12 protein-coding genes are annotated in these 12,435 nt (G+C 62.8%); 8 read left to right on the forward strand and 4 right to left on the reverse strand.

The window, feature by feature from the left end:
* Window positions 1-55 precede the first annotated feature (55 nt).
* From JQ567_RS04545 to JQ567_RS04570, 6 genes are all read left to right on the forward strand, one after another.
* On the forward strand, window positions 56-1,210 hold the full coding sequence (locus JQ567_RS04545; protein WP_212437690.1) for an ABC transporter substrate-binding protein: 1,155 nt from the start codon (window positions 56-58) through the stop codon (window positions 1,208-1,210).
* A 72-nt stretch (window positions 1,211-1,282) separates the two neighbouring features.
* Window positions 1,283-2,155, forward strand: a complete 873-nt coding sequence (locus JQ567_RS04550) for a branched-chain amino acid ABC transporter permease (protein WP_212269167.1) — start codon at window positions 1,283-1,285, stop codon at window positions 2,153-2,155.
* Window positions 2,152-3,198, forward strand: coding sequence for a branched-chain amino acid ABC transporter permease (locus tag JQ567_RS04555; protein WP_212437691.1), 1,047 nt, complete (start codon window positions 2,152-2,154; stop codon window positions 3,196-3,198). The genes JQ567_RS04550 and JQ567_RS04555 overlap by 4 nt, the downstream gene beginning before the upstream one ends.
* Entirely contained in the window at window positions 3,198-3,980 is a 783-nt protein-coding gene (locus JQ567_RS04560; protein ID WP_212437692.1) for an ABC transporter ATP-binding protein, read from the forward strand. The genes JQ567_RS04555 and JQ567_RS04560 overlap by 1 nt, the downstream gene beginning before the upstream one ends.
* A complete protein-coding gene (locus JQ567_RS04565; RefSeq protein ID WP_212437693.1) occupies window positions 3,973-4,677 on the forward strand; it encodes an ABC transporter ATP-binding protein in 705 nt (234 codons plus the stop codon). The genes JQ567_RS04560 and JQ567_RS04565 overlap by 8 nt, the downstream gene beginning before the upstream one ends.
* Window positions 4,667-5,038: a Rieske (2Fe-2S) protein gene (locus JQ567_RS04570; RefSeq protein WP_249165242.1), complete on the forward strand. Its 372-nt coding sequence runs from the start codon at window positions 4,667-4,669 to the stop codon at window positions 5,036-5,038. Before JQ567_RS04565 ends, JQ567_RS04570 begins: the two co-directional genes overlap by 11 nt.
* 69 nt (window positions 5,039-5,107) lie before the next feature.
* Here JQ567_RS04570 and JQ567_RS04575 read toward each other — a convergent pair whose 3' ends face one another.
* Entirely contained in the window at window positions 5,108-5,968 is an 861-nt protein-coding gene (locus JQ567_RS04575) for an alpha/beta hydrolase (protein WP_312017344.1), read from the reverse strand.
* Between the two features lie 737 nt (window positions 5,969-6,705).
* On the opposite strand from JQ567_RS04575, the gene JQ567_RS04580 reads away from it, so the two are divergent.
* Both JQ567_RS04580 and JQ567_RS04585 read left to right on the forward strand, forming a co-directional pair.
* Window positions 6,706-7,743 (forward strand): aldo/keto reductase, encoded by a 1,038-nt coding sequence (locus JQ567_RS04580; protein WP_409363578.1) that lies wholly within the window; start codon window positions 6,706-6,708, stop codon window positions 7,741-7,743.
* A complete protein-coding gene (locus tag JQ567_RS04585; RefSeq protein WP_249165243.1) occupies window positions 7,743-8,597 on the forward strand; it encodes an amidohydrolase in 855 nt (284 codons plus the stop codon). The genes JQ567_RS04580 and JQ567_RS04585 overlap by 1 nt, the downstream gene beginning before the upstream one ends.
* A gap of 18 nt (window positions 8,598-8,615) precedes the next feature.
* Here the strand turns inward: JQ567_RS04585 and JQ567_RS04590 are convergent, their stop codons facing one another.
* The 3 genes from JQ567_RS04590 to JQ567_RS04600 all read right to left on the reverse strand — a co-directional run bounded on the left by JQ567_RS04590 (window position 8,616) and on the right by JQ567_RS04600 (window position 12,294).
* On the reverse strand, window positions 8,616-10,217 hold the full coding sequence (locus tag JQ567_RS04590) for an FGGY-family carbohydrate kinase (RefSeq protein WP_212437695.1): 1,602 nt from the start codon (window positions 10,215-10,217) through the stop codon (window positions 8,616-8,618).
* On the reverse strand, window positions 10,214-11,191 hold the full coding sequence (locus JQ567_RS04595; protein ID WP_312017345.1) for a sugar-binding transcriptional regulator: 978 nt from the start codon (window positions 11,189-11,191) through the stop codon (window positions 10,214-10,216). The genes JQ567_RS04590 and JQ567_RS04595 overlap by 4 nt, the downstream gene beginning before the upstream one ends.
* Window positions 11,192-11,271: 80 nt before the next feature.
* Window positions 11,272-12,294, reverse strand: coding sequence for a zinc-binding dehydrogenase (locus JQ567_RS04600; protein ID WP_212437696.1), 1,023 nt, complete (start codon window positions 12,292-12,294; stop codon window positions 11,272-11,274).
* Window positions 12,295-12,435: the final 141 nt, after the last annotated feature.

Genomic DNA, 12,435 nt, shown 5'->3' on the forward strand with positions numbered 1-12,435 from the left:
GGAGCGGCGAGTTTTGGACTGCGGATGGATTAACAGCGGCAGATTGGAGAATCACATGACATGGACGTTCAGAATTGTTCCAGCGATTGCGCTGGCGGCTGCTTTGCTGGGTGGCACCGCCGATGCCCAAACCATCAAGATCGGGGTGAATGAACCGCTCACAGGCGCATTCGCTGCTTCCGGTACCTACGTCGTCAACGGCGCCAGGATCGCTGCCGACGAGATCAACGCAAAGGGCGGCATTCTCGGCAAGAAGATCGAACTCGTCATCGAGGACAACAAAAGCAATCCGACGGAAGCGGCCGCCGTCGCCGAAAAACTGATCACCAGCGACAAAGTGCCGGTTCTGATGGGGGCGTGGGGCTCGAGCCTGACGCTGGCCGTGATGCCCAAATTGATGGAGTACGAAGTGCCGATGGTGGTTGAGACCTCATCGTCGGGCAAGATCACCACGACGGGAAATCCCTACATCTTCCGTATCTCGCCGCCGTCGGCGATCGAGGCTGCCGCCTTCAAGGGGATCGTCGACAAGCTCGAACTGAAGAAGGTCGATTTCCTCATCATCAACAACGACTGGGGACGCGGCACTGCTGAGGATTTCAGCAAGATGATGAAGGAAAAGGGGATCACGGTCGGCGTCGTCGAGACGATGGACCAGGGCGCGCAGGATATGAGCGCGCAGCTTTCCAAGCTCAAGGGCACCGATTCCGAAACCATCATCGTGACGACGGCGGTGGACCAACTGACGCTGATCTTCAAGCAGGCCGCGGCGCTGGGGCTCAAGAAGCGCATCATCACCACTGGCGGCTCACAGAATCCGGATCAGATCATCGCTCAGGCAGGAGCCGCCGCCAACGGCACAATGCACCTGACGACCTTCCTGCCCTGGTTCCCCGACAAGACGCCGAACCCGGAGGCGACCAACTACTTCATCGCCGAATGGAAGAAGCGCGGTTTCGACTTCGCCGGCTGCACCGAGAGTTTTCGCGGCTATGACGGCATTCGCACCGTGGCGGCCGCAATCGAGAAGGCGGGCAAGGCGGAGCCCGCGGCGATCAAGGCGGCTCTGTGGGATATCAACATCAAGGGCCTGAATGGCGACATCGTGTTCCGGAAATCCGGCCCGGCTGGCAAGGAAAGCGGCCAGAGCCAGCCCAACGTCTATCTGATCGAAATCACCGACGGCAAGATCGGCATGAAGACACTCTGACGTCAAATTGCTGACCGGCAAGGGCCGCGGCGAACCCGCGGACCTTGCTGCGTCGGATAATTGGGAGCCACCTTGAGCGAATTTCTGCAACATCTGATCAACATGCTGGTCCTTGGCGGCACCTATGCCCTGCTGGGCATCGGACTGACGTTGATCTTCGGCATCATGAACGTCGTGAACTTCACGCATGGGGTGCTCTATACGTTCGGCGCCTACATCATGTTCATCGTGGTGCATCAGCTCGGGGTTAACTTCTTCCTGGCGCTGCCGCTCGCCGTGGTGGCCGGCTGGCTGCTTGGCGCGGCGATCGAGCTGATATTGCTGCGGCCGCTGCGCGGCTCCGATATCGACACCACCATGCTTGTCATGATCGGCGCCTGGATCGCGATGCAGTCCGGCGCCCTGTGGATATGGGGCGGTGTGGCGAAATCGGTGACGACGCCGTTCCCCGAGGCGCCGCTGGTGCTCGGTCCGGTCTCCGTGTCCTGGCTTCGGCTGTTCGTGCTCGCCGCCGCAGCCATGCTGATCGTCGTCACCTATCTCCTGATCAACAGGACAAAACTCGGCTGCGCAATGCGGGCGACATTTCAGGATCATGACACCGCCTCGCTGATGGGCGTCAACGTCGACATGATCTACACCTCGACCTTCGCGATCGGCTCGAGCCTAGCGGCCGCGGCGGGTGCGCTGCTGGGTCCGGTCTACGTGATTTTCCCGCAAATGGGCGATCTCGCCGCCGTCAAGGCGTTCGCGATCGTCATCCTCGGCGGGCTCGGCAACATCACCGGCGCGGTGATTGGCGGTTTCATCCTGGCCTTGGCCGAAGAGCTGGGCGCCGGCTACGTTTCGTCGGGATATCGCGATGCGATGGGCTTCCTGATCATCATTGCGGTTCTGATCTTCAAGCCGACCGGACTTTTCGCGCGCTCGGAGCGCGTCGGATGAGAACAGTGGTCGCTATTCTGACGGTCGTCGCGTTCGCATCCGTACCGCTGTGGCTACGCGATCCGTATCTGATGAACGCGTTGATCACGACCGGCATCTTCATCATCGGCGCGATGAGCCTCAATTTGCTGCTTGGGTTCACCGGCCAGCTCAGCCTCGGCCACATCGCGTTCTTCGGTATTGGCGCTTACGTCAGTGCCCTGACGTCGCTTGGATTCGACGCTGGCTTGCCCTTCGGCTTCCGCATGGTTCACGAGCCCTGGCCTCCGATCATCGGCTTTGTGCTGGCGATCGTCATTGCGGGGTTCTGCGGATATCTCGTCGGGCTGCTGTCGTTTCGTGTTCGCGGCGCATATTTCGTGATTGTGACGATTTCCTTCGCCGAAGTGGTCCGGCTGGTGGCCCTCAACTGGGTCGAGCTGACGCAGGGACCGCTGGCGCTGACCAATATTCCCTCGATCACGATCGGAATGCCAGGTCTCGGAGATCTTACCCTCCGCACCAAGTTGCAGAATTACTATCTCGTGCTCGCTGTCGCGGTTATCGCCTATGTGCTGATCTCGCGCCTGGTCCATTCACATTTCGGCCGCGCCATGCGCGGGCTGATGGAAAACGAAACGCTGGCGGTGTCTGTCGGCATCGACGTGACGAAAACGCTCACGCTGGCGGCCGTGATCTCGGCGGGGATCGCCGGAGCGGCGGGCAGCCTCTATGCGCACTACATCCGTATTATCGATCCTGAGGTGTTCGCCTTCATCAACACCGTGACGATGGTGATCATGGTCATCACCGGCGGCAAGGGCTCGTTGGCCGGTCCTGTCGTCGGCGGCATGATCTTTGGACTGTTGCCTGTGTTCCTGCGTCCGATCATGGCGCCGGAGGCACAATGGATCGCGTATGGCGGCGTGCTGATCGTGATCCTGTTCGTATTGCCGCGCGGCATCGTGCCATCGCTGGCACAGCGGTTTGCGAAACGGCGGAACCGGGTCGAAGCGGTGGCCCCGGTTGCCTTCGTAAAGCGCGACGCCAAGGAGCATGCGTGATGGCGGCCCCGGCGACGGCATTGAAAGTCGAGCAAGTCGCCGTACGCTTCGGCGGGCTCGTCGCGCTCTCGGACATGAATTTTAGCGTCGACGAGGGTGAGATCGTCAGCCTGATCGGACCCAACGGCGCCGGCAAGACCACGGCGTTCAACGTTGTCACGGGCTTTCTGGATCCAACCCATGGCGCCGTGAGCTATCGCGGAACCGCTCTCAATGGCCTGAAGCCGCATCAGATCGCCGATCTTGGATTGATCCGCACCTTCCAGCGCACCAGTGTCTTCCCGAACGACACGGTTTACGACAATTTGCTGGTCGGGCTGCATCGCCAGGGCAGGGTCGGCCTTCTCGAAGCCATTCTGGGCCTGCCGCGCGCACGGTCTTCCCAGCGCCGCTTGCGCGAACGCGCCAGCGAATTGATCGAACGGGTGGGCCTTGAACGCCGCGCCCACGATCTTGCAGGGTCGCTGTCCTACGGCGAACAGCGGCTTGTCGGCGTGGCGCTGGCGTTGGCGGCCGAACCGTCGATGCTGCTGCTCGATGAGCCGGTCTCCGGCATGAACGCCTCGGAAACCCATACCTTCGTGCAACTGATCCGCAACATCAGGGATCGCGGTGTCACCATCCTGCTTGTCGAGCACGACATGCCGATGGTGATGAGCGTCTCTGATAGAATTGTGGTGCTGAACTACGGCCGGATCATTGCCGAGGGTTCGCCGGACGTGATCCGGAACAACCCGGCGGTCATTGAAGCTTATCTCGGGCAAGGAGCCAAGCGTGCTTGAGATTCGCGACATGGTCTGTGGCTATGGCGGCGTTACGGCGCTGCGTGGCATTTCGCTGGAGGTCAAGGCCGGGCAACTCGTCGCCCTGATCGGCGCCAACGGCGCTGGCAAGAGCACGACGCTGCGCGCGATCTCCGGACTGGTTGCGCCGCGTTCGGGGTCGATGCGCTTCGAAGGCAAGGACATTGCGGGTGCCAAGCCGCCGCGCGTGGTGGCCGCAGGCATCGCGCATTGTCCGGAAGGACGGCGGGTATTTCCGCACATGACAGTCGAGGAAAATCTCGACATGGGCGCCTATCTGCGCACCGGCTCCGCCGAGATCGCGGCGGACCGCGACCGGATCTATGGCGAGTTTCCGCGGCTTGCCGACCGCAAGCGGCAGGCTGCCGGTACCTTGTCGGGCGGTGAGCAGCAAATGCTGGCGATCGGCCGGGCGCTGATGTCGCGGCCGCGGCTGATCATGTTCGACGAGCCTTCCCTTGGACTTGCGCCCAACATCGTCGAGCGGACTTTTGCGATCATCCGCGGCATCCGCGATGCCGGAACGACGGTTCTGCTGGTCGAGCAGAACGCGTTTGCGGCGCTCGAAATGTGCGACCACGCCTATTTGCTGGAAGGCGGCCGCATCGTGCTCTCCGGGCCCGGCGCCGAGATGATCGAGAACGAGCACGTGCGAAAGGCCTATCTTGGCGGATGAGCAGAACCAGACGGCGGCGCTGTCAGGCGACGGAAAATGGATGCCGGTCTGCGGTCTCAGCCGGTTGATTTCACAAACGATCGTCTGTGCCCGTGTGACCGGCGTCGATCTGATCCTGGTCTGGAACGAAGGTCGCGCGGTAGCCTGCGAACGAATGTGCCCGCACGAACAGGCCGACCTCAGTCTCGGACGCCTGTCCGGAGGACGCTTGTGCTGCCCCCGTCACGCGGCCTCGTTCGATCTCCGCAATGGCCAGATTTCCTACGGCTGGCCGAGCCGGCCGCTGCGGCTGTACCCGATCCGGATCAACGACGATCAGGTCTGGATCGACGCTGACGCGATCAGGTCGCCGGCGACCTAGCACCAACGCTAGGCCCGGACGCAAAATCGCGAAAACAACCCCATGCAAAGTAGAATGGCCAGTAAAATACTACCGGCAGAGCCTTCGGGCGATGTCGACAAGCGCGCCGTCGGGACGCCGCAGCTCGCTCAGGATGCTGAAATGGTCTGCGCCTTCAATCGGGTAGATATTGCCGGGCGCGCCTGCGGCCATGCGTGCTTCGTGAAGCTGGATTGAATCGAAAACCAGCGCCGGCAGTTCGGCGGTACCGTAGGCGATATCGAGGCGTTTGTGGACAGCGGGCAGGCGAAGTGGCGACAATTGTGCCACTTCCTGGTCGGTCAGCTTCAGCGCGTTGTTCAGTCCGGTGTCGCGGATTGGCGCAAGATCGTACACGCCCGAAATCGCCAATCCTGCAGCGACGCGCGGGTGATCGAGCGCCATGGCGACGAGGTGGGCGCCGGCCGACCAGCCCGAGAGGATAACGGGACCGGAGATGCCGTATGCCGCTCCGTTTTGCGCCAGCCAATCGAGCGACTGGGATATCTCCGCCACGATCTGGGTCAACGATGCGTCGGGCGCCAGCGAGTAGCCGGGGATGGCAACCGACCAGCCATGCGCCGCGACGCCTTCGACGAGCATGGCGAATACGTCGCGTGCGTTGCGCTGCCAGTAGCCGCCGTGCAGGAACATCAGGCAGGGGGCTGTCCCGTCGGTCGCCGGATAGAGATCGATCTTCGTCCTTTCGCGGTCGCCATAGGGCACATCCAGAAACGATTTGCGGCTGGCGCGCAGCGCTTCGGAAGCCTGGTTTCGTTCAACGATCAGCGCCGCGCTGTTCTTTACCGCTGCATTGTTGTCATAGGCAGCGTCGCGCTCGGCTTGCGAAAGCGTGGCCCAGTTCAGCCTGGGATCTGAAGACCTGTCGTTCGTCACTCTCGTATCATTCACACAAATTGTTCCCATTGCCGACGCTTTCTCCTCGGTCAGTATATCCGCGCGGCCCTTGGCTCCAAGCTCGCTGATTACGATCGTGCAGATAATCCAATCGACTTCTCTACGTCCCACCCAAAATGACGCGCGGATTACGGTCCGGCGCACCGAGAGGTCAACCGGGTACGAACTGCGCAATTTGGTCTATTTTGAAGCGCGCACGTCCGCTGTTCATCTCCATTGGGAAAGCAAGATAAGCTGAAATTTCAAAGCTATCGCTTTTGCGTTGCCCCCATGATGGACTGGAGCGGGAGTTTAATCTTCTCAAGTGGTTAGAAGGCGACGTGTGCACGATGCCTGCACCGGGAGATCAAAGAAAGTCTAGCGACAACCAGCGTCAGCAGCCTCGCATTCCGATGTGTCGTCGGGTGTGTTCCCCGCTGCCGATCCGGTCACACCGAGAGACATTGCGATCGCGCCGCACGGGTCCACGTCGAATCCGGCCTGTCGGTCAGTCGGTACCCGCTTTCGTGCGCGGCCGAACATCGGATGTGATTGCCGCTTGGTACGGTCGGATTGACTTCCGCTCCAGGTTTTTCGGTGGCAAAATCAGTATCCGGCCAGGGCTGTCCCATTGAACGGGCGGCCGCGGCTGGCAATATCGCCAGGTTCAAAGCCAGCGGACATGTCCAATGGCAAGCAAGGTAAAGGCGCATCACCGCGACTGGGCGATGGGCCGAAAAGAGCCGGTCAATATGAAACCAGTATTTGCGGTGCCGCGCCGTGCTCTTGGTGGGACGCGGCTTCAGGTTTCGGTTCTGGGATTCGGAACCGCGCCGCTTGGTGATCTCTACGTGCAACTGGATGACGGCACGGCCATTGATACGGTGAAACGTGCATTCGAGCTGGGCATCAATCTCCTCGACACTTCTCCACTCTACGGCAACGGCCTTGCCGAACATCGTTGCGGCGCCGCAATCAGGCGCGTGCCGCGCCAGGACATCGTCCTTTGTACCAAGGTCGGTCGCTGGACGGACCCGTTTCGCGGTCGCGGCGACGGCTCCGGTTTTGTAGGAGGGCTGCCGCACCGAGCAGTGGTTGATTATTCCTATGACGGCACGATGCGTTCGGTGGAACAGTCGCTGTTGCGGCTAGGGGTCGACCGGCTGGACCTGTTGCTGATCCATGACGTCGACGTTTGGACTCATGGCGTCGATGCCATCGACGAACGGTTTCGCGAAGCGATGGAGGGCGCATACGTGGCGCTGGACCGGCTTCGCGCAGAGGGCGTTGTTGCGGGCATCGGGATCGGCGTGAACGAGGCCGAGATGTGCGTGCGTTTCGCGCAAGCCGGATCATTCGATACCATGCTGCTCGCGGGGCGCTATTCCCTGCTGGAGCAGCCGGCGCTGGCGGAGTTTCTGCCGCTTGCGCAACAACAGGGAATCGGTGTGTTGCTCGGCGGCGTATTCAATTCGGGTATTCTGGCTACCGGCGCGGTGAGCGGTGCCAAATACAATTACAGGGATGCGACACCTGAGATACTGGCAAGGGTGGCTCGGATCGAAAGCATCTGTGATGCGCATGGCGTTGCCCTGCCAACCGCGGCGTTGCATTTTGCTCTGGGCCATCCGGCGGTGGCGAGCGTTGTGCTGGGGGGCCAGAGTCCGCAGGAGGTCGAACGCAACGTAGCCGCGCTGTCCTGCGACGTGCCAGCGGCGCTTTGGGCCGATCTGAAGGCCGAGCGCCTGCTGGCTGCGGAAGCGCCCGTTCCGCTGCCGGTAGCCGGCTGATGCGGATCGATGCGCATCATCATCTGTGGACTCTCGCGCGTGGCGATTATGGTTGGTTGACTCCCGCGCTCGCGCCGATCCACCGCGACTTTTCCCTCTCGGATCTGGCGCCGCACCTCGCTGCCGCGAACATCAGGGGGACGATCCTGGTGCAGGCGGCACCGACCGAGGCGGAGACCATGTTTCTTCTCGACATCGCGGCGAAGGCACAGGTGGTGCGGGGTGTGGTCGGCTGGACGGACTTCGACGTGGCCGACGGCGGGGCGCGCATCGATGCACTTGCCGCGCACCAACTCTTGGTTGGATTGCGGCCGATGGTGCAGGACATGCCCGATGACGATTGGCTGCTCCGCCCCGCCTTGGCGCCGCTATTGGCAGCGATGGCCCGAAACAACCTGGCGTTCGACGCGCTGGTGCTGCCGCGCCATTTGCCGCGACTGCTGCGGCTGGTCGATGATCATCCCAATTTGCAGTTCGTGCTTGACCATTGCGCCAAGCCCCGGCTTGCGACCGGCGAGACAGCAGAATGGTATCGCGACGTCGCGCTGCTTGCCGAACGCCCCAACATCGTCTGCAAGCTATCGGGATTGGTGACTGAGGCCGCACCGGATTGGCAGATTACGGATCTGCGGAAAGCGGTGGATCATGTCGTTGCGTGTTTCGGACCACATCGCCTGCTATGGGGAAGCGACTGGCCGGTGGTCAATCTGGCGGGCGGCTATAAAAAATGGATTACCGCCGCCGAAACCATGCTCGCCGGTCTGTCACCGGATGAAAAGGCGGCTATCTTCGGCGGTAATGCGGCTCGCATCTATCTCTCAAGCCGGGGACGGAATGCTGAAGCCAGTTGCTGAGGAGAAAAGACATCGCGTTCAGAATGCTCCTGCGGACGCGGAGGGGCGGCCGGCCGGTCGCAGACCTTCGGCTTCGATTTCGTTGCGGATTGCGAACAGCTTGAGATAGGTCGAATAGGCGGCATCGTTCGCCGCCGCCCATATCGGGTCGGCCTTGTGGATCGTCTGCTCCGGCGCCATCGCGTCGAGCGCCGCGAACAGATCCGGGTAAAGCCCGGCCGCGACGGAGGCGACCATCGCGGTACCGAGCAGCACCGGTTCGGGCGAGTGGGAGATGACGAGGTCTGCGCCAAGCGCATCGCGATAAAGGCGCACCATCAGCGGATTCCTGGTGTGTCCGCCGGAGAGACAGGCGCGGTCGATCGAATAGCCACGCGTGTTGAGATGCTCAAGGATATGACGGCTTTGCAGCGCGAGCGCGCGGGCCGTCGCGTAGTAATGTTCGAGGAAGGAGCGTGGGCTCGTCTCCAGGCCAATGCCGCTAACGAGCGCGCGCACCGCACCGTCGCCATAGGGCGCGCGGTTGCCGAGCCAGTCGGGCACGATATGCCGCCGCGCGCCGAAGGAGGGGCCTTCGAGATCGAGCAGCGCGAGAATATCGCGCGCGGTTTCCGCGTGCCGCGCTGCCGATGCCTTGCCGGGGCTGGCGGGATGCTGGTCCAGCACGGTGTCGAGCGCCGCGCCCGAAATGCTCATCCCGGCCTCGTGCATCCAGTAGCCGGGAAATACCGCGTCCTTGAAGGGACCCCAGACCCCCGAGATGTGCCGCTTATCCTCCGCCCAGCACATGTAGCAGCTCGAGGTGCCGCCGATCAGCGCCAGTGTGCGGTTCATCTTGTCGCGAAATCCGTGGCCCACGACGCCGAGAGCGCCTGCTTCCGCGTCGATCAATCCAATCGCGACCGGCACGCCCGGCGCGATGCCGAGCGCCTTCGCCGCATCCGCGGAGACCGTTCCGTGAACCTGACCGACCAGGCCCGGCGGCTCGGCGAGCTTGCCGCGCCGCAGCAGATCGGAGAGATCAAGCGTAGCGAGCAGATCGCGGCGCCACGGATCGGGGTCGGCAGGCAAATACGGATACTTGCAGGCAAGCCCGCAGACGGAGTGCCGATCGATGCCGGTCATGCGGCGAGCAACTTCGTCCGAGAGGTCGCGCACGGCGGTGACGCGCGCCCACGCCTCCGGCGTGTGCCGCTTTACCCAGAGAATCTTGGGCAGATACATCTCCGGCGAGACCGTGCCGCCGACATGATCCAGATAGTGGTCGCCGGATGCTCCAATCTCCGCTGCCTCGCGTTCGCCGCGATGGTCCATCCAGCAGACCACGTCCGCATCGCCTTGCAGCGGCGGCCCGCCGTTCGCCTCGAAATAGGTCGAGGATGTCGCGTCGACGGCGACTCCCGCGATCGCAGCCGCCGCACCCGGCGCATCGGCAATGGCGGCGCGGATGGCGGCACATACCGCCGCCCAGATTTCGTCCATCCGATAAACAGCGTGGTTTTCCGCGGGCCGCAGCAGTTCGAACGGATGACTGCGCGCGGTCACCAGCCGGCCCGACGCGTCGAACAGCCCGGCGCGCGCCGACAACGTACCGACATCGATGGCGAGCAGCAGGCTCATTGCAGCAGCGCCGCTGCCGCAGATTCGTCCGTGACGAGGCAGCGTACATAGCGCGCGTTCAGAATGCCGCGGATCACCGGCGCCTTGGGTAACCCGCCCGAGGCCAGGATGGAGATCGGATACGCCTTCAGTTCCTGCGGGCTCAGCGCCATGACTCGGGAATTGAGAGGGTGGTCGACCGGGCGGCCGTATTCGTCGAGATACGTTCCGAGCAGGTCGCCGACCGCGCCCGCCTTGCGCAGTCCGTCCAGCGCTTCATTCACGATATGGGTCGCCGCGAGCAGCGAGCGTGGTGTCAGGTCACCGCAGGATACCAGCGCGATCTGGCCTTCGCGAGCCCTGCGCATCACGTCCGCAAGTCCGTAGTGCGTCAGGAGTGTGGAACGGCTCTCGACCGACGGGCAATAGATCGGTGCCGCGACGTAGTAGCATTCGGCGCCGATCAGGCGCGCAAACTCGGTCGCGACCTCGAACGTGTTGGTGCCGGCGCCGCGCGTCATGCCGCCCATCAGGGAAGTCACCCAGCTGCGGGCGAAGCGTCGCTGCTTGAGCGTGCGCGCGGCGGCTCTCAGCGTGCGGCCCCAGCCGACGCCGAGGCCGATGCCATCCTTCAGCAGGGGGTGAAGCATCGTGCTCGCGGCTTCACCGATCACCTGTTGCAGCGCATCGGGATCGGGCAGGCTAGGAACCACCGAAACATCGTCGAGCGCGAAGCGCGCCTTCAGCTTTTCTTCCAGCGCAACGCAGTTGGCGAGCGGCAGCTTGATCTCGACGCTGACGAGCCCATCCTGCCGTGCCTGCCCGAGCAGCTTGTTGACCTTGAGCCGCGTCAGCCCGAGCCGATCGGCAATCTCCTGCTGCGTCATCGCGCCAACATAGTAATACCAGCACGCTCGAGCCTGGATTTGCGCTTCGGCCAGATCCTCGGCGTTGATACGCATTGTCGTCGTTTCGCTGTCGGGTGTGTCGCTCACGGTCTCACCTCACGCATACACCGGCTTCATCGTGATGCTCCCATTTGCTAGTGGCAGCCAGGTGTCATTCCGGCGTCGGTTCAACTCCCCTTCAGATCGACGAGGACCTTGACGTAGCCGGGCGCATTCTCGGCAAGTGCCGTGAACACGCCGGGCGCTTCCTCCAGCGCGACGCGGTGGGTGACGATCGAGCGTACGTCGATCTTCCCCGCTGCGAGGAACTCAATGGCGCGCGGATAGACGTCGCCCATCCGCCGCGCGAACTTGATGTTCAGGCCGCGGCGGCGCGCGTCCGCTGCCGGCAAGGTGTAAATGTCGCCGTCGGGAATGCCGACAAGCACGATCCGCCCGCCGATGCGCGTCGCGGTTACGGCGTCGCGGAAGCCGAACGGCGAATTCGTCGCTTCCAGCACAAGGGGGCAGCCGCCCTTGGACCATTCGGCAATGTCGGCGGCGCTTTCACCGACGCGATCGGCGCCGATCTTTTCGGCTATTGCGCGGCGATGCGGCAGCGGATCGCAGGCGAGGACTTCCCCGGCGCCGGCAGCTTTCAACACCTGGACGATGAGCAGGCCGATCGGGCCGCAGCCCAGCACGGCCACGCGTTCGAGCATGCGCGGCTTGGCGAGCCCGACGGCGTGAATGGCGACGCCGAGCGGCTCCAGCATGACGGCGTCCAGCGCGTCGAAGCCATTCGGCAACGCGACGAGCTGCGACCTTGGTGCCCAGATGCGCTCCGTCATCGCGCCGTCGAAGGGAGGAGCTCCAATGAACTCAACGTTAGGGCAGAGGTTGGGATGGCCCTCACGGCACCAGTCGCACCGACCGCATGCCTTGTTCGGATCGACGGCAACAAGCTGGCCGCGCGCGAGACCGAGTTCCTCGACGTCCTGACAGAGATAGCCGCCGAACTCATGCCCTGGGACAAAGGGTTCGTTGATAAGCGTGCTGCCGATACCGCCGTCCTTGAAATAATGCAGATCGCTGCCGCAGACGCCGACCGAGGCGACATCCATCAGGACTTCGTCCTCGCGGCCCTCGCGCAGATTGAACTGCGCTACCCGCGCTTTGTTGGCGCCGTCGATGAAGAGAGCTCGGCTCATCAATCCCTTCAGCCCGGCTTGCACCGGGTTCCCTCGTGGGACATTCCTATCGTGCTCTATTACATTCGTATTTTATGAGATGCAACATATGAGAAATATAAAAAACATTTGTCTTTTGACCGAAATCCAGTCTCTCAACGA

Origin of the sequence: Bradyrhizobium sp. AUGA SZCCT0431 (genome assembly GCF_018131065.1) — a bacterium.
In the GTDB taxonomy this organism is placed as follows: Bacteria; Pseudomonadota; Alphaproteobacteria; order Rhizobiales; family Xanthobacteraceae; genus Bradyrhizobium.

What these genes read in the sequence shown, in the direction of transcription:
- JQ567_RS04545 (WP_212437690.1), top strand. Translation starts at nt 56, where the DNA reads ATGACATGGACGTTCAGAATTGTTCCAGCGATTGCGCTGGCGGCTGCT.
- JQ567_RS04555 (WP_212437691.1), top strand. Translation starts at nt 2,152, where the DNA reads ATGAGAACAGTGGTCGCTATTCTGACGGTCGTCGCGTTCGCATCCGTA.
- JQ567_RS04560 (WP_212437692.1), top strand. Translation starts at nt 3,198, where the DNA reads ATGGCGGCCCCGGCGACGGCATTGAAAGTCGAGCAAGTCGCCGTACGC.
- JQ567_RS04580 (WP_409363578.1), top strand. Translation starts at nt 6,706, where the DNA reads ATGAAACCAGTATTTGCGGTGCCGCGCCGTGCTCTTGGTGGGACGCGG.
- JQ567_RS04585 (WP_249165243.1), top strand. Translation starts at nt 7,743, where the DNA reads ATGCGGATCGATGCGCATCATCATCTGTGGACTCTCGCGCGTGGCGAT.
- JQ567_RS04590 (WP_212437695.1), bottom strand. Translation starts at nt 10,217, where the DNA reads ATGAGCCTGCTGCTCGCCATCGATGTCGGTACGTTGTCGGCGCGCGCC.
- JQ567_RS04600 (WP_212437696.1), bottom strand. Translation starts at nt 12,294, where the DNA reads ATGAGCCGAGCTCTCTTCATCGACGGCGCCAACAAAGCGCGGGTAGCG.